This window comes from Ruegeria sp. AM2, from assembly GCF_056540685.1.
In genome coordinates, this window is record NZ_JBQFXE010000002.1 from 572,176 (window position 1) to 595,247 (window position 23,072).

Here is a 23,072-nt window from a genome sequence, read left to right on the forward strand (position 1 = left end):
GTGGTTTGCCGAATTAGTTAAGTCGTCCTGGACACAGGTACAATAGTGCCGCGTCATTCTGCCGGAGAAATCAGGTCCTTGGCAATCTTTGCGGCCAAACGCGCATTGTTGCGGACAAGCGCGATGTTCGCCGTCAACGAGCGCCCGTCAGTTTGTTCATAGATGCGTTGCAGCAAATAGGGTGTAACGCCCTTTCCGCTGATCCGATGCGTGTCGGCATCCGCTTGGGCTGAGGCAATAATGGGCGCCAGTTCGTCAGACGGGATCTGATCAGCCTCTGGAATCGGGTTCGCAACCAATTGACCGCCGGGCAGACCAAGCGCGCGACGTGTCGCGTGGGCTTTTGCGATGTCCTTTGGGCTGTCCATGCGCAACGGGGCAGCATAGGGCGATTTCGCGGACCAAAAGGCAGGGAATTCGTCCTGCCCATAGGCGATGACGGGCACGCCCAGCGTCTCAAGAACCTCAAGTGTTTTTGCAAGGTCCAGGATCGCCTTGGCACCTGCTGCAACCACTGTCACCGGAGTTTGGGCCAATTCATGAAGATCGGCTGATATGTCAAACGACGTCTCAGCCCCCTGATGCACACCGCCGATACCACCGGTCGCGAAGACATCGATGCCTGCATATTGCGCGGCAATCATTGTGGCCGCAACTGTGGTGGCTCCGGTGCCGCCGGTGGCCATGCAGGCGGCCATGTCTGCGCGGGAGAGTTTGGCGACGCCCTGCGCTTGACCTAAGGCCTGCAGTTGATCGGGTTCCAGACCCACGTTCAGCGTGCCGTCGATGACCGCCATCGTGGCAGGAACCGCGCCTGCATCACGGATATCCTGTTCCACCTGCGCCGCGACCTCGATGTTCTGAGGGTAGGGCATCCCGTGGGTGATGATGGTGCTCTCCAGTGCCACGATGGGCTGGCCTGCGTCCTTGGCGGCGCGGACCTCGGCGGAAAAGTGGATATTGATCACAGTGGGGTTTCTCCGGAAACGTAAGTGGCTGCGGCGTTTAGCGCGCGGGACAGGGCCTCGTCGCTGGTTGCGCCGCCGGATTCTGAGGCGATGTGGGCCGCCATGAAGGTGTCTCCGGCGCCGGTCACGCGGGTGACCAGAACCGAAGGGGGTTTTTGCGTCAGGATTTCATCCGAATTGCCAACGGTGGCCGAGTTGCCGCCATCCGTGACCAACACGCGCAGCGCGCCGCGGTCCAGCAAACCCTTGGCGGCGGACTCGGAATCGGTGAACTCGCGCTGACACAGGATACCTGCCTCTTCGAGGTTCACATAAAGCGTCGCGCGGGCGTGTTTGAGGAAGGGTAGCAGGCGTTCCGCCTTACCCGGCGATGCGGGGGCAACGCGCAAGTCCGCCTTGGCGAAGGCCGGGCTTTGGGCGATTTCTTCCAACAGTGTCAGTTTCAGATTGCCGTCCAGAGCGATCGGGCCTTCAAAAGGCGTGTTCTCATACCCAAGCGGTCCGTGCATCAAAGGGCGCAGGATTTTTCCGCCAGCGGCCTCAAGCGAATGCGCGTCGGCAATGGCTGCAATCAACCCGTTTGCACCCTCGACAGCCATGTACCTGTCGGTCGGCAGATCCTGCGACCGGTATATATGGTTCGTCACCATTCCCATCCGTGCGCAGGCATTGACCAATTCGTCGCCCTCAGGATCACGGCCAACTGCCGTCAACAGGGTCGGGGTCATTCCAAACCGCACCAGCGTCATCGCGATGTTCAAGGCGACGCCTCCCGGCAGACGGGTGATCCGTCCCGGCACGTCCGAGCCCTGCCGCATGGCGCTGGCCGAACGCCCGATCACGTCCCACAGGACCGAGCCGATACACAGGATTTCGCTGTTCTGGGTCATGTCGAACTCATGCCGTAGCCCCGGCGCGGGCGCAAGGGTTAACGCTCACATCGCGTCGGTGAGCGATTTCAATGCGACCAAAGGGTCTTCCTGCGACCAGATTTCATCGCCGATGCCGAAGAAGTCGGTGTGGGGCGCGAAATCCCGGATCAGGTCGGGTGTCAGCCCGCCCTCGGCCACGACCGGAACCTCGATCATTTCGGACCACCATTGGAACAGGTCTTTCTCGGCTGTGGTGCCGTCGCCCAGAGCAGATGCGCCTACCGGGCCAAAAGCCACGTAATCCGCGCCGTTCTCACCAGCCGTCATGCCATCATGGCTCGACGCACCACAGAAACTGCCAACCACGGCATCCGGGCCCAATTCCTTGCGCACAGTCCGAACCGAACGCGCCGCGTCGTCCAGGTGCACGCCGTCCAGACCCAGCCGTTGCGCCAGTACGACATGGTTCGAGATCACGATCGCCACATCCCGGGCATGGGCAATTTCACGGCACGCATCAGCGGCGCGCGCGATTGTGTCTTCGTCACTGCCCGCGAGCGCCAGCCGGATACAGGCGATCTCGGCACCGTCCAACACGCGGGCCAACTGTTCAGGGAAAGTGCTCAGCGCGATGGTCGGAGGCGTGATCAGATAAATCTGTGGCTGCTCGGGGGTGTCCATATCGCGTCCTTCGGCTTTTGGTCTTTCGGGCGGTTTAGCGGATTGCGCTGGGGAAGCAAACTTTAATGCCTTCAGCGGAAATATTTGGGACCGGAAGAAGAGGATCGGGTTGCTCTGATCAGGCAGGCCGATTAGAGCAGGCGGAACTTTCGGAGACAGCCATGCCCAGCGATCAGCCTCAACCTTCCTTTGTGCTCGTACGCCCTCAGATGGGGGAAAACATCGGCGCGGCCGCGCGGGCGATGTGGAATTTCGGGCTGGACCGGATGCGGATCGTGGCGCCTCGGGACGGGTGGCCGAACCCCAAGGCTGTCGCGATGTCCAGCGGGGCGGGGCGATTGCTGGATGAGGCGCAGTTGTTTGATGATCTGGCAGGCTCGTTGGCTGACAGCACTTTCGTCTTCGCCACAACGGCGCGGCAGCGAGGTCTGACCAAACCCGTCTACAGCCCGGAACGTGCCATGCAGGTCGCCGCGGAAAAGGTGGCAGCGGGCGAGAAGGTTTCCGTTCTTTTCGGACCGGAGCGGGCAGGGCTTGAGAACGAGGATATCGCCAAGGCCAACGCTATTATCTCGGTTCCGGTGAACCCGGAATACGCCTCGCTGAACCTCGGGCAATGCGTGTTGCTGACCGCCTATGAGTGGATGCGCCAAACGGGGGATGTGGTGCATGAGGCGACCGATTTGGGCAGGGGCGATTGGGCTACCGGTATCGAAGTTGAGAAACTGGTCGAACATTACGAGGACCGATTGGAAGAGGCCGGATTCTTCTATCCTCCTGAAAAGGCCGAAGGGATGAAGACCAATCTGCGTAACCTGTGGTCTCGAATGCGGATGACACGGGCTGATGTTCAGATGCTGCACGGGGTCATGCGTCAGATGGTCCGCTGGAAGGACAAAGCCTGAGGCTGGACCTATTTGCCATCAAGCCCTAGCTTGCGACGAAATCACGACATGAGGACAGCATGAGCGGTAAGCGCAGCATCTTCGAAGAGGTCTCGGACACCGAAAAACAACAAGCCGTTCAACCCGGTATGATCGACCGGGGACGTGGCGGATCGCGCCGGTTTATTCGCGCTTGGTTGATGGTCCTGTTTGCACTTGTCGTGATGATGATTGCGGTTGGCGGCCTGACGCGCCTGACCGATAGCGGCTTGTCGATCACCGAATGGCGCCCGATTACCGGAGCCATCCCGCCGATGACCGAGGCCGACTGGCAATCCGAGTTCGATAAATATAAGCAGATCGATCAGTGGCGCATCCAGAACCAATGGATGGAGCTGGACGATTTCAAATTCATCTATTGGTGGGAATGGGGCCACCGGCAGCTTGGCCGTGTGATTGGTCTGGTCTGGGCAATCGGGTTTCTCGGTTTCCTTGTCACGCGAAAAATCCCGACTGGATGGACGGGCAAACTTTTGGTTCCCGGCGTTTTGGGCGGCATCCAGGGCGCGGTTGGCTGGTGGATGGTCGCCTCGGGCGTGACTCAGGGCGAGGGCATGATCGCGGTCGCCAGCTATCGCCTTGCCCTCCATCTGGGGTTGGCCTTTGTGATCCTCGGGTTCCTCGCTTGGTACATCTTTGAACTGGGTCGCGAGGAACGCGACCTGATGCAGGCCCGCCGCGCGAAAGAGGCGAAACTGTTTTCGCTGTCCACCGGCCTGCTGCACTTCACCTTTTTGCAAATACTTATCGGAGCGCTCGTCGCCGGGATCGACGCTGGTCGGTCGTACACCGACTGGCCCCTTATTGGCGGGCAGCTTTTGCCGCCGGACGCGACAATGCTGGAGCCGGTCTGGCGCAACTTCTTTGAAAGCCCCGGATTGGTGCAGTTCATTCACCGCTGCGTGGGCTATCTGTTGCTGATCTTCGCCTTCGTCGTTTGGCGGCGCGGTGGAACCAGCGCGCATCCCCAGACGCGATTTGCCTTCAACGCAGCCTTCGCCGCCCTATCGCTGCAGATCGTCGTCGGTATCGTCACCGTGGTCTATGCCGCGCCGTGGCAGATTGCGATCTTCCACCAATTCATGGCCGTCGTCGTCTGGGCGCTGATCCTGCGTGCCCGGTTCCTGACGGCCTATCCCATCGCAACCTCAATCCGCGGAGCCTGATCCCAATGACAGCGTACCAAGACCTCATGGCGTTTCAGCGCGAGACGACGGCCCTCAGTCAGATCGCGGGTCGACTGGGATGGGATCAGGAAACGGTAATGCCGCGAGGCGCCGCGCCCCAGCGGGCCGAGGAAATGGCTGCGATCGAAGCGGTCCTTCACGCGCGCCGGTCTGATCCGCGCGTCGCGGAATGGTTGGATAAGGCCGACCCTGAAGACGAGGTTGCGCGGGCGCAGATGCGCGAGATCCGCCGGGCGTATGAGCGCACGATCAAGGTGCCCGCCGATCTTGCTAAAGCCATAGCCCGTGTCACCTCTGCGGCGCAGGGCATTTGGGCACAGGCACGCGCGGATGAGGACGTGGCCGCCTTTGTGCCGGTGCTGCAAGAGGTTGTGGCCCTCAAACGCGAAGAGGGGGCCGCGTTGGCGCAGGGTAACGACATCTATGATGCCATGGTCGAGGATTATGAACCCTACACCACGGGCGCGCAGATCGCCGAGATTTTTGATGAAATGCGTCCGCGTCTGGTGGCATTGCGCAGCCGTTTACTAGAAAAACCAGCGCCTGATGGGGTGACGGGTACATTTGACGAACGCACCCAGATGCGACTCTCGCAGAAACTGGCGGTCGCCTTCGGATATGACCTGAACACCGGCCGCGCGGACAAGGCCGTACACCCGTTCAGTTCGGGCAGCGGGTTGGATGTACGCATCACCACGCGCACCAGCAAAACCGACCCGTTCAATTGCTTCTATTCGACCATTCACGAAGTCGGGCATGCGGCTTATGAACAGGGGATCAGCCGTGACTATCTGCTGACGCCGCTCGGGCGAGGTGCGTCCATGGGCGTCCACGAAAGTCAAAGCCGTATCTATGAAAACCAACTTGGCCGGTCGCGCGCTTTTACTGGTTGGCTTTTTGACCAGATGACCGATGCCTTCGGAGACTTTGGAATCTCGGATGCCAACGCGTTTTATTCAACGGTGAACTCGGTTCGCAACGGCTATATTCGGACCGAAGCGGACGAGGTGCAATATAACCTGCATATCATGCTGCGCTTTGATCTCGAACGCGCGCTTATGGAGGGTGATTTGCAGGTCGCGGACCTTGAGGCCGCCTGGAATGACCGGTTCAAGGCGGATTTTGGTTACGCGGTAGACAAACCTTCGAACGGGTGCCTGCAGGATGTGCATTGGTCGGTGGGTCTGTTTGGCTATTTCCCCACGTATTCGCTTGGCAACGTCTATGCCGGGTGCCTCAATCAGGCGTTGCGTGCAGCTGTGCCGGATTTGGACGATCAGTTGGCGCAGGGGGATACGACAGGTGCAACCGGCTGGCTACGGGAAAACCTGCAGCGCCACGGCGGCCTGTATAAGCCGCGCGACATCATAACCCGAGCTAGCGGTATGGAACCTGGCCCCGAACCGTTACTGACGTATCTGGATGCGAAATTTGGAGCCTTGTACGGGCTTTGATTGAAAACAGGTGCATGCGGTTAACACGAATATTCGCTGTATTTCTTGCGGCTCTGGTGCTGTTTTGGGTGTTCAAGGGCACGTCCGAGGTGCCATCTCTTGCTGGCTTGTACCAGCAAACCGAATGCGGGGCGGCGGATAATCCGTGTGTTTTGTCCGGTCGCCACTACAACGTGCTTCTTCCGCATGGAGAAGGGCCGTTCCCGGCGGTACTGTTTTTTCACGGTTCCAACGGAACTGGTGCGAAAACCATCAGTTCTTCCCGCTTGGCCCGCCCTGTTCTGGAACGAGGATACGCCCTGATTGCGCCGACGGCGCTTGAGATTGAATACAGGAACGGTCCGGGCACCGGTTGGGTATGGAACACGCGGCAAGGCGATTGGGATGATTTTGCGTTTACATCCGATGTGGTGGAAGACGCCGTTTCAAGATTTCCCATAGATCCCGACAGGATTTTGACCGCGGGTTCGTCTCGTGGCGGCAGTTTTGCGTGGTACTTGGCTTGCGCAGGTATCAACGAACAATTGCGCGCTTTTGCGCCTGTGATGGGGACGCCGGTTCGGGGTAGGCCGGGGCCATGCGCGACCTCTGATTTCAGGTTCGACATGTTTCATACGCATGGGTATCAGGACGCAGTGATCCCATTTGCGGGTTCCGGACCCTTTGACAACTGGCCGGGCTATCTGGGTGCGGTTGAGGTGGTAGACAGTCTGGCGCAAGTCGCGGGTTGCACCGATGTCCAGATCACCCACGAGGCAAGTTACGATCTGAGGCGTTGGAGCGGGTGCAAAACGGGGTCCAGAGTTTCTGTCCTTGGATTTGAGGGTGGCCACGCAATACCCGACGGTTGGGCTGAAATGGTCATCAAGTGGTACGAGAGTTTGTGAAAAAGGGTTGTGACGTTCGATCACGACCCTTTTGTACATTTTAAGAAAGCCTTGCTTAAGTCTCGCTGCTTTCCTCAGCTTGATCGGCAACCCAATCTGCGCTGGCGACTTGCTCACCATTGCTGGCATAGAACATCCACATCTCGCCGGCGCTGTTCGAGCGGAAAAGTTACTTTCCGCCAACACACGAATCGACTGCCTCTTGGAAGAGGCCAGCCTGGTCTGGGGGCACCCAATTTGACAGGAAACGGCGCAATTAGCCCGCCGCCGCGCATGGCTTTGTCCATAGCCGCGAGGCCCATGCTAGGACGCCAGCGGGCCCGACCCCTTCCTGACGTATCCTGTGCGGAAATTCAGTGCGCTATGCGCTCTATGAGCTGGGCGATGTCGGCGGTGTCACACGTTCCCAGTAACCATCAGTTCGATGCGCAGCGCTACGGCGGCAAAGAAAAGGCCGGTTCCGGTCAAAACGAACACATGCCAGATTGTGTTGTGAAATGGTAGCCAGTGCAGAAGGTAGAAAACGACGCCCAGAGTGTAGGTGAGTCCACCTGCAAACATAAGCGCCAGAATGCTCGGGGACAGTTCCGCCAGCAAAGAATGTCCGGCCCAAACTACAGCCCAGCCCATGAGCAAGTAGAGTGCCAGCCCGAAGTTGCGAAACCTGTTTGGGTTCAATAGCTTCAACGCCGAGCCTATCGCAGCAGACGACCACAATCCGATCAGTAATCCGGGCAGTTGTATGCCTGAGAGCAAAAGAAAAGGCGTGTAGGTTCCCGCGATTTTCACATAAATGCCCGAATGATCGAGCCGCCGAAATAGTTCGGCCCAGCGATCAGACTGGGTCATGTTGTAGAGCGCAGAAAAACTCAACATCATGACCAAGGTGGCCCCATAGATCGAGGCCCCTAGAACGGCGGCCGGGTCTGATCGATAAATCACAGTAAAGGTAATGAGCAGCGGCACTGCCACCACGGCCATGACAAGGCCGATAACATGAACAACACCATCACTCATACGTTCGGCGGGACTGTACGCCGGTCGAATGTCCGCATACGACTGCATAGGGCTAAATCTAAGCACGGACTGACCAGCCGACAAGTTGGTGTGATCAATGACTGGCGCGAACGTGATGACCGAAAACAGAAAAAGCGCCCGGTTTTCGGGCGCTTTTGTTTTGCTTCACGGAAAGGTTTGGATCACTCTTCCACTTCATCCTCGCCCTGATCGGCGATCCACGCGACGCTGACGACCTCTTCGCCTTTGCCCGTATTGAAGACTTTGACGCCTCCTGCACTGCGCGACCGGAAAGAGATGCCGTCCACCGGAACTCGGATTGACTGGCCTTTTGAGGTTGCCAACATGATCTGATCATCGATCTCAACCGGGAACGACGCCACAAGCTCTCCACCGCGCATGGCCTTGTCCATCGCCGCGACGCCCATGCCGCCGCGCCCGCGGACCGGATAGTCATGGCTGGAACTGAGTTTGCCCGCGCCGCCCGTCGTGATCGTCAGGATCAGGTTTTCGGCGGCCGACATTTCGGCATAGCGTTCCTGCGTGATGGTGCCGAGAGTGGCTTCGTCTTCGTCCGTCTCGCCGTCATCGGCTATTCCAGCGACGGCGCGACGCATCTTGAGATATGCGGCACGCTCATCCGGGTCAGCCTCGAAATGACGGATGACAGACATCGACACAACCCGGTCACCATTGGTCAGTCTGATGCCGCGAACACCAGTGGATTCGCGCGAGTTAAAGACGCGCACATCGGTAGTACGGAAGCGGATCGCACGGCCCGAATTGGTCACCAACATGACGTCTTCATCTTCCGAGCAGATGCGGGCGTTCACCAGTTCCACATCCTCAGGCAGTTTCATCGCGATCTTGCCGTTGCGGCGGACATTGGTGAAGTCCGACAGACGGTTACGCCGCACGTCGCCCGCGCTGGTGGCAAAGACGATCTGCAGGTTCTCCCATTCCTCGTCTGGCACATCGACGGGCATGATCGCTGCGATGGAAACCCCGGTCGGGATCGGCAGGATGTTGACGATGGCCTTGCCCTTTCCGGTCCGGCTGGACTGCGGCAAGCGCCACGTTTTGAGCTTGTAGACCATGCCTTCGGTGGTGAAGAAAAGCAGTTGGGTATGCGTGTTGGCAACGAAGAGGTTGGTGACGACATCCTCTTCCTTCGTCTGCATCCCCGACAGACCTTTGCCGCCGCGTTTCTGAGCTCGGAAATCGGCCAGCGGGGTCCGCTTGATGTAACCACCGGACGTAACCGTCACGACCATATCTTCACGCTCGATCAGATCTTCGTCTTCCATGTCGCCGGACCAGTCGACGATTTCGGTGCGACGGGGAACGGCGAACTGCTCACGCACCTCACGCAGCTCATCGCCGATGATCGACATGATGCGTTCGCGCGAGGAGAGGATATCGAGGTATTCCTTGATCTTGGCGGCCAGTTGTTCCAGCTCGTCCGTGACCTCTTTGACGCCCAGTTGGGTCAGGCGCTGTAGGCGCAATTCGAGGATTGCACGGGCCTGAACCTCGGTCAGGTTATAGGTGCCATCGTCGTTCATCTTGGACAGAGGATCGTCGATCAGGCGCAGATAGCCTTCGATCTCAGCCGCAGGCCAGCGGCGGGTCATCAGTTTCTCACGCGCCTCAGCAGCGTCTGCGGATGAGCGGATCGTGGCAACCACTTCGTCCACGTTCGAGACGGCCACGGCCAGACCACACAGGATGTGGCTGCGTTCCCGCGCTTTGCGCAGATCATAGGCGGTGCGGCGGGCGACTACATCCTCGCGGAAGTCGATGAAGGATGTCAGGAACCGGCGCAGGGTCAGTTGTTCTGGCCGACCACCATTCAGCGCCAGCATGTTGCAACCAAAGGACGTTTGCATCGGCGAAAAACGATAAAGCTGGTTCAGCACCACCTCAGGTGTCGCGTCGCGCTTCAATTCAACGACCACGCGCACGCCGTTGCGGTCGGATTCGTCCTGCACATGGGCCACACCTTCGATCCGCTTTTCGCGCACCGCTTCGGCGATCTTTTCGATCATCGAGGCTTTGTTCACCTGATAGGGAATCTCATCCACGACGATCGCGTAACGGTCTTTGCGCAGTTCCTCGACCCGCGTCTTGGCTCGGATGATGACACTGCCACGGCCTTCCAGATAAGCCTTGCGCGCGCCGGACCGGCCCAGCATGACGCCTCCGGTCGGGAAATCGGGGCCGGGGACGTATTCGATCAATTGTTCCGAGGTCAGATCCGGATCGTCGATCAGCGCAAGCGTCGCATCGACCACTTCGCCCAGATTGTGCGGCGGGATGTTGGTTGCCATGCCGACGGCGATACCGCCAGCACCATTGACCAGCATGTTTGGGAAACGGGCGGGCAGGACGGTCGGCTCTTTGTCCTTGCCGTCATAGTTGTCCTGAAAATCGACCGTCTCTTTTTCGATATCGGCCAGCAGGGCGGCGGCGGGTTTGTCCATACGTACTTCGGTATACCGCATCGCCGCCGGGTTATCGCCGTCCATCGAACCAAAGTTGCCCTGACCGTCCAGCAGTGGCAGCGACATCGAGAAATCCTGGGCCATCCGCACAAGTGCGTCATAGATCGCGCTGTCGCCATGCGGGTGGTATTTACCCATCACATCGCCAACTGGACGCGCCGATTTGCGATACGCCTTGTCGTGGGTGTTCCCGGTTTCGTGCATCGCGTACAGAATCCGCCGATGCACCGGCTTCAGCCCGTCGCGCAAATCGGGGATCGCGCGGCTGACGATAACCGACATGGCGTAGTCCAGATAGGATGTGCGCATCTCGGATTCGATCGACACCGTAGGGCCATCATAAACGGGGCGCTCGGGCGGGGTTTCATCCATGTTTTCTGGGGTTTCTGGCGTATCGCTCACGTAAACGGCCCGATCTTTGGCTTGGGTCTATATCTTGTGGATGCACCTTATCAGACCCGGCATATAAGGTGCAAGCAAGCTGATCATTTCGGTGAAAATACTGCGGTAACACGGGGGTAACATATTGTTATCCAATAATTAGAGAGTTTCCGTGCTAGGCTAAAGAGACCTTGAATGAAATTGGAGGTCTGAATGGCGCAAAGCGAAACCGAGTTGATGCTGAAAGGTTATGGGCTGACGACGGCTGAATTCTTCTATCACATGCCCGACTATATCCACGTTCTGAATACGTTTATCTGGCAGGATTACGACCTTGCTCCTGACCACCCGAAACTATTCGATTTCATCGATTTCTGGCAGCGTGAGATTGAAGGCCCATTGCATTCTGTCCGCTTCACGCACCGCAAAATGATTGCTCCGGGCGAATGGCGGAACATGGTGGGTGAGTTTCAGGTCAATTAGCCCGAGCAACTGGCCCCGCCCAAAACACAGAATTTGGCGCAGTGGGGGTGGTTCAGATGAACATCTGCCTCGGCCTCGGCCAGAGTGTGGCCCATTTCGAATTCCGGTTCATAGGCCAAAAGCGTGCAGGCCAGAACCGCAGGGCGTGAAGCCCCTTTGCGTTTAACGACCATGCGTGCGTTTGAACACATCACGGCCTCGGGCGATTTGTTCAAAATGCCCCAGCAGGCGGTGGTGATTTCGGGCACTTCGACGGTCTCATCCATTTCGGGAAAAAGGACTGTCTGACCCGGGTTCTGTGCGTCGATATCAAACCCATACTCATCAAAAAACGCCGCGTATCCGGCACGGCTATCGGCATCGCTGTCGCCCCAGACACTGCGTCCTGCAACTGCCAATTTGAAGCCATTGTCGCGTAGCCATTCCATACCTTTTAAGGTCTTTTCAAAGCTACCCGAGCCACGTTCCTCGTCGTGCAGGTCCGCGCGGTAATGGTCTACTGAGATGCGCAACGTCAGCTTGTCTCCATGGTCGCGCCGCAACTCTAGCAATCCTTCGCGCATCGTCTTGCGCATCATGGGGCGCATCGCGTTTGTCAGGATAAGAACCTCGTACCCGCGTTCAAGCGCCGCGCGGGCCATCTCGATCATTTCGGGATTCATGAAGGGTTCGCCACCGGTAAAGCCAATTTCGCGCACTGGCCATTTGCGGTCTTCGATCTGGTCGAGATAAGTGCAAACTTCGTCAGCCGTGATGTAAACGAGCGCATCATTGGTGGGACTGCTGGCGATGTAGCAGTTCGCACATTCGATGTTGCACAGTGTTCCGGTGTTGAACCACAGGGTCTCGGGGTTTTTCAACGCCACCGACGCGCGGTTTTGCCCGTCTGCTGTCACCAATTTGTCCTGAAACTTGCCGATATTGGCGCTGCGAGGGGCGTTGTCTTTCATTCCGGTATCCGGTTCTTTGACGTGATCGACAAGGTTTAGCCTTTTGTTGAACGATAGTTAAGGGCAATGGGTACAACTTGACAGAGTTTTGATGATAGGAAAAATCGCCGAAATGATTGCGCTAACATTGGACATGCTCAATTGGGCAAGGTAAGGAAAAGCCATGGTTTCTCGCGTCATCCCCGTTGACCCCTTTGATCTGGTCATTTTTGGCGGAACGGGTGATCTTGCGCAGCGCAAGATCCTTCCGGCGCTCTTTCGGCGTTTTTGCGCAGGCCAATGGCCAAAAGAGGTTCAGATCATCGGAGCGGCAAGGGCAGAACACAGCCCAGACGCGTTTCGGGATATCGTATCCGATTCTCTGCGCGATCACGCTGCGGTGCAAAGTTCCGACGCCGGCGCTTTGAATTCGTTTCTGCAGCGGGTCGACTATGTGCCGTTGGACGCGTCATCAGATGCGGGATGGGATACGCTGTCCAGCAAGCTTGATTTGGATCGGGTTCGGGCGTTTTATTTCTCGGTCGGACCAAGATTGTTTGCACCACTTGCCGAGCGCATTAAGTCGCACAGCCTGGCTACGTCGCGATCTAGGATTGTTGTCGAAAAGCCCTTCGGCCACGATCTGGGCAGCGCGCGCGCGTTGAACGCGACGCTGGCCGCGCATTTCAGCGAGAACCAGATATATCGCATCGATCACTATCTTGGGAAAGAAACGGTTCAGAATCTCATGGCGGTTCGTTTCGGCAACATGCTGTTCGAGCCGCTTTGGAATAGCCAATATGTCGACCACATCCAGATAACCGTCGCCGAATCCGTGGGTATTGACGGTCGGGAAGAGTATTATGAGCGCGCAGGCGCTATGCGCGATATGATGCAGAACCACCTGATGCAGCTGCTCTGTCTGATCGCAATGGAGCCGCCGGCAAAGTTTGATCCCGATGCTGTGCGGGACGAAAAGCTGAAAGTGATCCGCGCGCTGGACGCCGTTGAGCCGCACCACATCGTACGGGGTCAATTTGAAGGGGGTGGTCAGAGCTATCGTGAGGTTGTCGGCAATCCGAGGTCAACCACTGAAAGCTATGTCGCGCTAAAGGCGCATGTCAGCAATTGGCGGTGGGCGGGAACGCCGTTCTACCTTCGCACGGGCAAGCGGCTTGTGGCGCGGTCATCGGTGATCAACGTGATGTTCAAGGACGCGCCGCATTCCATTTTCGGAGAAGAGGCCGGTCGTCATGCGAATGTGCTTTCGATCCGGCTGCAACCGAATGAGGGGATCACCCTGAAGGTCACCATCAAAGAGCCGGGACCGGGTGGCATGCGTCTGGTCGATGTGCCTCTGGACATGAGTTTTGCCGAAGCGCTTGGCCCGGACAGCCAAACGCCACCAGATGCCTATGAGCGGCTTGTTATGGACGTGATCCGTGGCAACCAGACCCTGTTCATGCGTGGAGATGAGGTCGAGGCCGCCTGGGCCTGGACTGATCCGATCATCGCAGGTTGGCAGGCGCGCGGCGATGTGCCTAAACCTTATGACAGCGGCAGTACAGGACCGGGCGACGCCGAGCTGCTGATGAAACGGGACGGTCGCCGCTGGCAAGGAATAAACCCATGAAAATTCAGGAATACGCCGACCGGGACATGCTGGCCATAGACGTCGCGAACGCACTGGCCGGAGAGCTTGAGGCTGCCTTGCTGCATCATGACGTGGTCTCGCTTGCCGTGCCGGGTGGAACCACGCCGGGCCCGGTGTTCGACGGTCTTTGCGCGGCTGACCTGGAATGGGATCGGGTGCGGGTCTTGCCGACAGACGAACGTTGTGTGCCCGGGGATCATGAACGCTCGAACGAGCGCCTGATCCGCGAGCGGTTGCTGACGAACCGCGCTTCGGTTGCGCAATACATACCGCTGTATCTGCCCGGCCACGCGCCTGACGAGACTTTGGCCGAAGTCGAAAGCCAGATCACGCCGGTGCTGCCGCTGTCGGTTCTGGTTTTGGGGATGGGTGAGGATATGCATACTGCCTCGTTGTTTCCCGGGATGGCGGGCCTGTCTGATGCGTTGGACAGCCACGCACCGACGCTGGCAGTGGCCCGTACCGATGCGCAGCCAGAGCCGCGCATAACGTTGACCGCGCCGGTTCTGGACGGGGCCTTGTCCAAGCATCTGGTCATCTTTGGCACCGCCAAACGCGACGCGCTGAATCGCGCCATGTCGTTGCCGCCCGAAGAAGCACCGATTGCAGCGGTGCTGAGTGGGATGACGGTGCATTGGGCGGAGTAACGGACATGAACCTTGACCCCCTTAGATCTCTGGCAAACGAACACCGGGACCGCGCCATTCTGGACCTGTTCGAGGCCGATCCCGCGCGAGCTCAGAGCTTTGCGGCCTCAACCGGTGACCTTCTGTTTGACTACTCAAAAACTCAGATCGACGACGAGGTTCGCAACGCGCTGATCCGTCTTTGCGACGATGCAAATCTGGCCGACCGGCGCGAAGCGATGTTCACTGGTGCCAAAATCAACGAAACCGAAGACCGCGCCGTTCTTCATACCGCGCTGCGCAACCTCGATGGCGGCCCGGTCGAGGTGGATCATGTTGACGTGATGCCTGACGTTTTGGACACGTTGCAACGAATGCGCGTTTTCGCCGAAGAGGTGCGCGGAGGGGCTCTGACAGGGGCAGGGGGCAGCTTTACCGATGTTGTGAATATCGGGATCGGAGGCTCGGATCTGGGGCCGGTTATGGCGACGCATGCCTTGTCGCCGTATCATGATGGGCCACGGTTGCACTATGTTTCGAACGTGGATGGCGCACATATTGCGGACACTTTGCGCCAGCTTGATCCAACGCGGACACTGGTAATTGTGGCGTCCAAGACGTTCACAACGATCGAAACCATGACCAACGCCCGCACAGCGCGGGCTTGGATGACGGATGGAGGTGGTGACCCTTCCCGGCAATTTGCAGCTGTCTCCAGTGCGTTGGACAAAACGCAGGCCTTTGGCATCCCCGAGGAGCGTGTGTTCGGTTTTGCTGATTGGGTCGGTGGGCGATACTCGGTCTGGGGACCGGTGGGCCTGCCCGTCATGATCGCCGTTGGTTCAAACGCGTTCGATGCGTTTCTGCGTGGTGGTCAGGCGATGGACGTGCATTTCCGTGCGGCAGACTGGGCCGAGAACATGCCGGTAATGCTGGCGCTTGTGGGCGTCTGGCACCGTCAGGTTCAGGGCCATTCCAGCCGTGCAGTTTTGCCCTATGACCAGCGTTTGCTACGGCTGCCTGCCTATTTCCAGCAGCTGGAAATGGAATCGAACGGCAAATCGGTCGCGATGGACGGCAGTGCGCTGGCGCTTCCGTCCGGCCCTGTGGTCTGGGGCGAGCCCGGTACAAACGGACAGCACGCCTTTTACCAGTTGATCCATCAGGGCACCGATGTGATCCCGTGCGAGTTCATGGTTGCCGCCGAAGGGCATGAGCCTGAACTGACCCATCACCATCGACTGTTGCTGGCCAATTGCCTCGCCCAATCCGAGGCCTTGATGCGTGGCCGTTCTCTGGCCGAAGCGCGTAAGCGCATGGCCGACAAAGGTTTGCAAGGGGACGAACTCGAGCGGCAAGCCCGCCACCGCGTGTTTCCCGGCAACCGGCCGTCAACCACACTGATCTATCCAAAGCTCACTCCGTTCGTTCTGGGCCAGATCATCGCGTTGTACGAACATCGGGTGTTTGTCGAAGGGGTTTTGCTGGGTATCAACTCGTTCGACCAATGGGGCGTTGAACTGGGCAAGGAACTGGCAACCTCGCTGGGACCGATCGTGGATGGTGAGGCCAGTGCAGACAACAAGGATGGTTCAACCGCGGCACTAGTTGCGTTTGCGATGCTGCATCGGGACTGAAAGCGGTTCGAATATTATTGCTGTCACCTCTGGTGCAGGCTTCACATTTTGCGTCGGTTAGATTTTCAGACAGCGCATAGTGCGTCACCCAAGTGGGTGTAGCGCCCGATCTTGACCATGTCTATTAGAATTTCTAAGCCAGTGATAGCAACATTGCGCAGTTGATGGCTCTGAGACATCGCTTGACCCAATGGAGGGTTGCCCATTGCCCCTTTCAGAAGACCAGCTGACCTTGTGTAGGTCGCAGATAGAGCCTTGGCGCAATGAGATGACCAACGATCCCATTTCGGGAGCTCCTAAGGTCGTGTTTTCGATCCCGCTGATTTCTAAAGAAAATGCCGGAGACTGGTCAAAGGTCTGTGCCAATCTTGCGAAGACGGTTGAAACCTTGCGTCGTCAGGTCGACCCGAATTGGAGCGCGGTAATCTGTTGCCAAACCAAACCTGATGGGATCGAATTTGACGATCGGATCATCTATTTGCCGTTCACCGAGCCGGTGAAAGGGAACGACAAAACACCAAAGCGGAATGAGATGCTTGAGTTCTGCGCGGATAACTTTTCAGGCGATATCTATTTTTTCAATTTGGACGCGGACGATTACGTCCACCCTGAACTGGTAAGATACATGATCCAGAAACGCGATCCGTCGGGCTATTTGATCGACCGCGGCTATCTGTTCGATACGAAGACGGGCAGGGCTGCTCGTCTATCTTTGCCGACACAGGAAGCTATTCGAGAACAACAAAAGCGCTACGTGTTTGATGTTATCGTGGTTGGATTAAAGAACCTAGGGCGGTTTATTTCTGGAGACCATATTTTGGGACTCCCGCCACGGCTGTCGCAGATGCGCTCACTCGATTCAAAATGTGGATCGTGTGTGGCGTGGCGATACCGTTGCGACCCTGCGCGAAAATCCAATCCCAGAGTTCCTGTCTTCAATCATAAATTAATCCGAAAGGCCAACGAAGAAGGTTTGATGAACCTGCACCATGTTGGTTTCGAGGCCATAGTCTATGCAATCGGACATGGCGAAAACTTGGAAGAAGCCGCAGGAAAACTTCCTAAGAAGAACCGCTATTTCGACGACTTTCTACTACCGGCTGAAGATACGCGGAAAGTGTTGTCCACATTCGGCGTCGACTGACATTTGACTGCAGATGTCTTTTTGCCAGTTGGCGCCCTGGAATGCTTCAGTGGAGGACCGGGTATTGGTGGGGTAACACTCGACGAAAAGCTTTTTGATTTGCCGCAGAACTTTGAATATGCAAGCCAAAAACCCACTTGCGCGACGTCTGCAAGAAATGTGGAATTGGCTCCGGCGGTAGGGATCGAACCTACGACCAATTGATTAACAGTCAACTGCTCTACCGCTGAGCTACGCCGGAACGGTCCGCGCCGTATAGCAACCAAGTTTTCCGGCGTCCAGAGGGGCTGATGAGTTTTTTGGGACGGATCGTTTTGAATCCCGGCCCGGTGCTGCCAAGTGACCCAACCGCCAGGATACTATTCAGCCCGACCGCCGGGGTTCGCGTTCGTTGCCGCTTTGATCGCTTCACGCTCTTGCCGTGTGAAAACCGGGGCCTCGGACGGGTTGATGTTGTGTTTTTCCAGCAAGGCTTCCATGTAACTGCCGGGCTCGGGAAGGCCGCCAATAGATGCGAGAAACTGCCTCACTCTGCGGCCATAGAAATGGATTGAAAACGTGTCTTCCGTCACGGATTGAGCAACTTCACGCAACCTATGTGTCCGCATAGGGTAGCGGCGCTGTTTGAAGCTAATTGGGTATAAGGAATTGACAGGAAGGGCATATTTTGATTCGCCCGTTATCTTCAGAAAGTGCGTGATGGCTTGCGGACCCCATACACCCCATCGCATTTCGCTAACATGAACGGGTTTCCCCGCGTCTTTCAGCACCTGCATTCGGGCTTTTTGCCGATCCGAATGCCAATCCGGGATGTAATACTCATCCCGAGTCATTTCGAGAAGGTGTCCCAACGCCTCACTGTCAGGTGGAAGGCCCAGAACACCACCATTGATGTGGTGCTCGGACTCCCAACCAAAGAAATGCCCGGTATCGGTTTCGAACGCTTTCAGGCAATAGGCGTCCAAGTCGGCCCAGATCATGCGATCGTTCTGGTGTAGCAGGTGATACCTGAACACGTCCGAGAACAACGCGAAGCTGCCCGTCCGGCCGTGGTTCAGGAACTGATCGCTTTTGAGAACCGTGTTTCCGTCAACCAGCTCGACACCATCCGGGGCGTTCCGGATGTCGCCATAGTGAAATATCCGGACATGATGGCCTGCATCCAGGAAAGACTTGGCGCACAGGACTTCCACATAGCTCAACGGGCCTTCGACCCAGAGCATCCCGATTTCATACTCGCGGCGCATATCGCAAATTTTTTTTGGCCTGTCGGATCATGGCCCTCGGGCTAATGAATTGACGTGATGCAACAGAACCTATTTTTCATTTTTGAACACGACAAGCAATTCATTGAAACCCGTGGATTTATGGCTGTGCTGCGCAGCCTATGGAAACACGACTGTGTCACGGCGCGCGCTCAATTGTGCCTTCAGGGAAATCTGGCTCCGGCGGTAGGGATCGAACCTACGACCAATTGATTAACAGTCAACTGCTCTACCGCTGAGCTACGCCGGAACTGCGGGCCGTATAGCAACCCGAATTTTAATCGTCCAGTGGCGAAAGACCTTCCAAGTCAAAAAGTTTCATGCACGTCATTCGGCCGACGCGAAACTGGCCTTCGCGGATAGTTCCGCCAATGGCCGGACCCGGGATTTTCCTGTCAGGTCAACCAGATGGGCAAACACGTTGCGTTCGGCTGCAGGCAGCAGAGCAGGGGGTGTCTGGGTGTAAATCGCTTCGGCCAGTTCACGAGCGGTTCCCGGGCCGCGGGCTAGGGCGGCAAGAATTTGCTGTTCACGTTCCAGACGGTGATGAATCAGCCAGTCCAGACGCTTTGAGGGGGCGGTCACAGGCGCTCCGTGACCGGGATGGAAGACCGACCAGTTCCGCGCGCGCAGCTTTTGACAGGACGCCATGAAATCCGTCAGATCCCCGTCAGGCGGGGAAACCAAAGAACTGGCCCAGCCCATGACATGATCGGCGGTGAAACAGACGTCACCCCACGCCAATGCAATGTGATTGCCCAGATGACCCGGTGTATGGATGACCTCAAGCTCCCAGTCGTATCCGGCAATACGCGCCCCATCCTCCAGTTCGGTGTCGGGACAGAAGTCGGCATCAATGCCTTCTCCGCCTCCGGCCAATCCCCGGTTCGCGAGCTGTGTCATGACGTCACTGCGACCGGCTTCGGGGCCGCCAAAGGCCAATACCCGGGCGCCCGTTCGCTCGGACAAAGGAGCAGCAAGAGGAGAGTGGTCAAGGTGGCTGTGGGTCACAAAAATATGGCTGACGCGCTGGCCTGGTTCGAGCGCTTCAAGGATCGCATCCAGGTGTTGTTCGCTGAGAGGTCCGGGATCGATGACTGCGACATCGCGCGTGCCCAGCAAGTAGGTATTCGTGCCGCGATACGTCATCGGAGACGGGTTGGGAGCCACAATACGCCGCACCCCGCCTGACAGGTCAACACAGGCACCCGGAACAGGGTTGAAATCGTCAGGAGGGAGCATTCTGGCCTCTTTCTCTTCGTCGGGCAGCCCGCTAGGTTTAGCGCATGACGACCCAATGGCTCAAACCCTATATGCCGCGCAGCCTGTATGCCCGAGCCGCCCTTATCCTGGCTTTGCCGGTGGTTGTAGTTCTGTTGGTCGTCGCCATCGCCTTTTTGCAGAGACACCTGGAGGATGTCACCGCGCAAATGACGCGGGCGGCGTCTCGGGAAGTAGATTTGATCCTGAACACGATCGAGGGCGCGGAAACGCAGCAACAGGCGCTTGCAGAAATGCGGCCGGAACTGATGGCTTTGCAGATGTCCGCCCGGTTCCTTGAATTCGACGAAGCCCCGAACCCCGAACGCCGGCGTTGGTACGATTTCATTGCGCCACAGGTCGAATCGGAACTGCGTGAGTTGCTTCCGACGCTGGTGCAGGTTTCATTGCCAAGCGGGCAAACCGCCGAGATGTATTTGCGGACACAGCTTGGCATATTAGAGCTTAGTTTTGATCGGCGGAGACTATCCCCCACGGCGCCGCATCAGTTGATCGTGACGATGGTGTTCTTTGCGGGTCTGATGACGACGATCTCGTTTCTGTATATGCGGAACCAGCTGCGCCCGATCACCCGTCTTGCCGACGCAGCGCAGGCGTTTGGTCGGGGGCGGGTCGTGCCTTATACGCCCGGTGGCGCGACCGAGGTACGTGCGGCAGGCAGTGCCTTTGTGGATATGCGCGCCCGGATCGAGCGCCAGATCGAGCAGCGCACCCTCATGCTGTCGGGGGTCAGTCACGATCTGCGAACACCGTTGACCCGGTTGAAGCTGGGGTTGGCGCTTTTGCCAGAAGAGGAATCCGCTCCTTTGTTGAAAGACGTGGACGAAATGCAGTCCCTGCTGGACGCGTTTCTGGAATTTTCCCGTGGTGCGTCCGAAGGGTCGCCCGAAGCAGTCGAGATAGAGCCGTGGCTGCGACAGATCATCACCGATGCCAAGCGCGCGGGCTATGACGCCGAACTTGTCTCTGTTGAAGGCGAAGGTGTTGTCAATATGCGTCCCACGGCGATGCGGCGCGCTATTGAAAATCTGATCAGCAATGCCGTTCGATATGGATCGCGGGCCGAAGTCAGTCTGAGCCTGACACCCAAAAGCCTGCGCATTCGGGTCGAAGATGACGGGCCGGGGATACCCCCAGATCAGAGAACCGAGGCCGTGCGACCCTTTACCCGTCTTGATCCCGCACGAAATCAAAATCAAGGCAGTGGCGTAGGTCTGGGTCTGGCCATCGTTGCCGACATCTCTCGCGCTCATGGCGGCATCCTGCGATTGGGCAGCAGCGACAGGCTGGGCGGGCTGAGCGCGGATATCGTTGTGGGGCGATAGCCCCAAGCTTTCCCCGCCACACGTCGCTATCACAAACCGGCCGCGAGCCTCTCATCCGGCTACCACATCATTACGATCGTATCCCCTTCGGCCCAGTTGTAATACAACCGGATGCGCAGCTTGTACTTTCGACCCTTGATCAGGCGAACTGTGAAGCGCGCATTGCGATTGAATCCGCTGTCATCGTCGCCTTCAATGAAAACGGGATCTCCGTCAATATCCTCGAACAGAACCATGACGGTGTCAGAGCGCCCAAATGTGGAAAACGTGAAGTCCCTAGAATGCGTCGGGATAACGGCAAAGTCCTTTTGCTCACCGGGCATGATTGAAAGCCGTTGGGATTCGAACAGTTTGAGTTCCGGCAGCACTGACGCCCCGCCTAGCGGCGGATAGATTCGCCGAATTACGGCAATGTCGCTATCGGAAAGCCCAAGCGCCGGGTCAAGTCCGTTTCTGAACCGCACAGGTTGATTGATAAGCCCCGGCGCAAAGGAATAATGCATGATGGAGTCCGGGTCCCAATCCGACCCTTCCACGGTCGCCGGGTCGATTGTGTTCAAGATGTTGTGGTCGGTGGTATCTTCATCCCACGGAGGCGTCTGAGTCCTGGCAAAAAAGTCATACACAGCCTGGCGATTCCAAACGATACCAGCATGCGGGTTCTGATGCTCATGCCTCAAACCCAGCGCGTGCCCGATTTCATGCAAAGCGGTATCCAGTCCATTCGGCCCGGACTGCGTAATATCCCAACCAAAGTTCATTGTGCGTTCGGTCTGACCGACCTGCAGCGCGACCGTCCCCACATAGGACCATGACCCATCATTTCGAAGAAACCCGATGCGAAGCTCGGCGTCCTGAATGTCGGAGACTTCGGTAAAGGTCAGGCCAATTCCGACATCCTTCCAAACCTGAAACGCCTGACGCACGACCTCTCGTTCGTCTTCCGAGCCTCCCAAGATTCCGCTGGAGAAAAGGTAGTAGTGAATATTGGTCCCGTTCGCCCATTTGTTGCCGGTCGCCAGTATCGCCCTCTGCCGATCACGCGATACGCCGTCGTCAAATTTGCGTTCCGGCAGAACGGGAAGTGCGCACACATGCGGGATGTCATTTACAGTTTCGTGTTGGTGACCGTAGCGGTCTTCGCCAAGACGCTCCTCAAGCTCTTCAATGCGATCTTCAAGCTCGGCGAGACGGGTAGATTGTGTCCTGCGCGTAGCCATGGTGGTATCCTTTCAATGTGGAAATTAAAATATTGGGCAAGGCGCCAAACGCGGTGCCTGGTCAAGAATTGACCCTCAGAATTTAACATAACGCGGTCAAAAAGTCATGTCTCGGGCTCTCGAGTTCAGACATGCAACGCGTCGTCCATTTGGTGCCGACTGTTCCAAAGCATTGGCTGCAAAATTGGCGCTGCTCCGCACATTGACAAATCACCTTTGACGAGTCGCGCACCCAACAGCGGCTAGGAATAGACCGTGACATCTCAACATCTCTGTGCCTGATGGGTTATCTGCGCGGCAAGAGGTGGGGGTGATCAGGAAATAGCGTCGTGCAGCAATCCTTGGTCCGACCTGCTGGTCACGGTTAGACCGAATTTGCCGTCGAACATGGCGATAATTTGTGGAAAAGCCATTATCATAGCGTGATTTCTGGTAGGCCCGGAGGGACTCGAACCCCCAACCAAAGCGTTATGAGCGCTCTGCTCTAACCAATTGAGCTACAGGCCCGCCATGGCGCTTTGCCTATCACGGTGAACGCCAGCGTCAAGCCTGACCGTTGCAACGCGCCCAACAATCGACTAACCCGCGCGGGACAGCATTCACGAAGGGTTGG

19 protein-coding genes and 3 tRNA genes are annotated in these 23,072 nt (G+C 57.6%); 10 read left to right on the forward strand and 12 right to left on the reverse strand.

Going from position 1 to position 23,072, the window contains the following annotated elements; genetic code table 11:
• Window positions 1-53 precede the first annotated feature (53 nt).
• The 3 genes from ACR0CR_RS08405 to ACR0CR_RS08415 are packed head-to-tail and all read right to left on the reverse strand — an operon-like array spanning window position 54 to window position 2,521.
• Window positions 54-968, reverse strand: coding sequence for a pseudouridine-5'-phosphate glycosidase (locus tag ACR0CR_RS08405; protein ID WP_480598153.1), 915 nt, complete (start codon window positions 966-968; stop codon window positions 54-56).
• The gene (locus tag ACR0CR_RS08410) at window positions 965-1,858 is read right to left on the reverse strand and encodes a PfkB family carbohydrate kinase (protein ID WP_480598154.1); all 894 of its coding nucleotides are present in this window, start codon (window positions 1,856-1,858) and stop codon (window positions 965-967) included. The genes ACR0CR_RS08405 and ACR0CR_RS08410 overlap by 4 nt, the downstream gene beginning before the upstream one ends.
• A gap of 45 nt (window positions 1,859-1,903) precedes the next feature.
• Window positions 1,904-2,521 carry a thiamine phosphate synthase gene (locus tag ACR0CR_RS08415; protein WP_480598155.1) on the reverse strand — a complete coding sequence of 206 codons (618 nt, stop codon included), beginning with the start codon at window positions 2,519-2,521 and terminating at the stop codon, window positions 1,904-1,906.
• A 161-nt stretch (window positions 2,522-2,682) separates the two neighbouring features.
• On the opposite strand from ACR0CR_RS08415, the gene ACR0CR_RS08420 reads away from it, so the two are divergent.
• Genes ACR0CR_RS08420 through ACR0CR_RS08435 form a run of 4 tightly spaced genes read left to right on the forward strand, consistent with a single transcriptional unit; the run spans window position 2,683 to window position 6,993 of the window.
• Window positions 2,683-3,426, forward strand: a complete 744-nt coding sequence (locus ACR0CR_RS08420; protein ID WP_480598156.1) for an RNA methyltransferase — start codon at window positions 2,683-2,685, stop codon at window positions 3,424-3,426.
• 59 nt (window positions 3,427-3,485) lie between these two features.
• Window positions 3,486-4,631 (forward strand): heme A synthase, encoded by a 1,146-nt coding sequence (gene ctaA / locus ACR0CR_RS08425; RefSeq protein ID WP_480598157.1) that lies wholly within the window; start codon window positions 3,486-3,488, stop codon window positions 4,629-4,631.
• Window positions 4,632-4,636: 5 nt separating this feature from the next.
• Window positions 4,637-6,106, forward strand: a complete 1,470-nt coding sequence (locus tag ACR0CR_RS08430) for a carboxypeptidase M32 (protein ID WP_480598159.1) — start codon at window positions 4,637-4,639, stop codon at window positions 6,104-6,106.
• A 14-nt stretch (window positions 6,107-6,120) separates the two neighbouring features.
• Window positions 6,121-6,993 carry a CE1 family esterase gene (locus tag ACR0CR_RS08435; RefSeq protein WP_480598160.1) on the forward strand — a complete coding sequence of 291 codons (873 nt, stop codon included), beginning with the start codon at window positions 6,121-6,123 and terminating at the stop codon, window positions 6,991-6,993.
• A 396-nt stretch (window positions 6,994-7,389) separates the two neighbouring features.
• Here the strand turns inward: ACR0CR_RS08435 and trhA are convergent, their stop codons facing one another.
• Window positions 7,390-8,010: a PAQR family membrane homeostasis protein TrhA gene (gene trhA / locus ACR0CR_RS08440; protein ID WP_480598161.1), complete on the reverse strand. Its 621-nt coding sequence runs from the start codon at window positions 8,008-8,010 to the stop codon at window positions 7,390-7,392.
• Between the two features lie 182 nt (window positions 8,011-8,192).
• The gene (gyrA, locus tag ACR0CR_RS08445; RefSeq protein ID WP_480598162.1) at window positions 8,193-10,916 is read right to left on the reverse strand and encodes a DNA gyrase subunit A; all 2,724 of its coding nucleotides are present in this window, start codon (window positions 10,914-10,916) and stop codon (window positions 8,193-8,195) included.
• A gap of 192 nt (window positions 10,917-11,108) precedes the next feature.
• Here gyrA and ACR0CR_RS08450 point away from each other — a divergent pair, with 192 nt between their 5' ends.
• Entirely contained in the window at window positions 11,109-11,378 is a 270-nt protein-coding gene (locus ACR0CR_RS08450; RefSeq protein WP_480598163.1) for an usg protein, read from the forward strand.
• On the opposite strand, the gene ACR0CR_RS08455 is transcribed toward ACR0CR_RS08450, so the two are convergent.
• Window positions 11,375-12,328 (reverse strand): radical SAM protein, encoded by a 954-nt coding sequence (locus tag ACR0CR_RS08455; protein ID WP_480598164.1) that lies wholly within the window; start codon window positions 12,326-12,328, stop codon window positions 11,375-11,377. The genes ACR0CR_RS08450 and ACR0CR_RS08455 overlap by 4 nt on opposite strands.
• Window positions 12,329-12,491: 163 nt before the next feature.
• On the opposite strand from ACR0CR_RS08455, the gene zwf reads away from it, so the two are divergent.
• The 4 genes from zwf (at window position 12,492) to ACR0CR_RS08475 (ending at window position 17,368) form a co-directional block, all read left to right on the forward strand.
• Complete coding sequence (zwf, locus tag ACR0CR_RS08460) at window positions 12,492-13,940, forward strand: glucose-6-phosphate dehydrogenase (RefSeq protein WP_480598165.1); 1,449 nt, start codon at window positions 12,492-12,494, stop codon at window positions 13,938-13,940.
• The gene (pgl, locus tag ACR0CR_RS08465; protein ID WP_480598166.1) at window positions 13,937-14,608 is read left to right on the forward strand and encodes a 6-phosphogluconolactonase; all 672 of its coding nucleotides are present in this window, start codon (window positions 13,937-13,939) and stop codon (window positions 14,606-14,608) included. The genes zwf and pgl overlap by 4 nt, the downstream gene beginning before the upstream one ends.
• Window positions 14,609-14,613: 5 nt before the next feature.
• Window positions 14,614-16,224 (forward strand): glucose-6-phosphate isomerase, encoded by a 1,611-nt coding sequence (gene pgi, locus ACR0CR_RS08470; protein ID WP_480598168.1) that lies wholly within the window; start codon window positions 14,614-14,616, stop codon window positions 16,222-16,224.
• A gap of 268 nt (window positions 16,225-16,492) precedes the next feature.
• A complete protein-coding gene (locus ACR0CR_RS08475) occupies window positions 16,493-17,368 on the forward strand; it encodes a hypothetical protein (RefSeq protein ID WP_480598169.1) in 876 nt (291 codons plus the stop codon).
• 166 nt (window positions 17,369-17,534) lie between these two features.
• On the opposite strand, the gene ACR0CR_RS08480 is transcribed toward ACR0CR_RS08475, so the two are convergent.
• From ACR0CR_RS08480 to ACR0CR_RS08495, 4 genes are all read right to left on the reverse strand, one after another.
• Window positions 17,535-17,609, reverse strand: a tRNA-Asn gene (locus ACR0CR_RS08480).
• A 118-nt stretch (window positions 17,610-17,727) separates the two neighbouring features.
• Complete coding sequence (locus ACR0CR_RS08485) at window positions 17,728-18,615, reverse strand: hypothetical protein (protein WP_480598170.1); 888 nt, start codon at window positions 18,613-18,615, stop codon at window positions 17,728-17,730.
• 193 nt (window positions 18,616-18,808) lie between these two features.
• Window positions 18,809-18,883 (reverse strand) — tRNA-Asn (locus ACR0CR_RS08490).
• 77 nt (window positions 18,884-18,960) lie between these two features.
• A complete protein-coding gene (locus ACR0CR_RS08495) occupies window positions 18,961-19,875 on the reverse strand; it encodes an MBL fold metallo-hydrolase (RefSeq protein WP_480598171.1) in 915 nt (304 codons plus the stop codon).
• Between the two features lie 44 nt (window positions 19,876-19,919).
• Between ACR0CR_RS08495 and ACR0CR_RS08500 the strand changes: the two genes are divergently transcribed.
• Window positions 19,920-21,239, forward strand: coding sequence for an ATP-binding protein (locus tag ACR0CR_RS08500; protein ID WP_480598172.1), 1,320 nt, complete (start codon window positions 19,920-19,922; stop codon window positions 21,237-21,239).
• A 59-nt stretch (window positions 21,240-21,298) separates the two neighbouring features.
• Here ACR0CR_RS08500 and ACR0CR_RS08505 read toward each other — a convergent pair whose 3' ends face one another.
• Together ACR0CR_RS08505 and ACR0CR_RS08510 are read right to left on the reverse strand one after the other, a co-directional pair.
• The gene (locus ACR0CR_RS08505) at window positions 21,299-22,459 is read right to left on the reverse strand and encodes a matrixin family metalloprotease (protein ID WP_480598173.1); all 1,161 of its coding nucleotides are present in this window, start codon (window positions 22,457-22,459) and stop codon (window positions 21,299-21,301) included.
• Between the two features lie 430 nt (window positions 22,460-22,889).
• A tRNA-Ile gene (locus ACR0CR_RS08510) sits at window positions 22,890-22,966 on the reverse strand.
• Window positions 22,967-23,072: the final 106 nt, after the last annotated feature.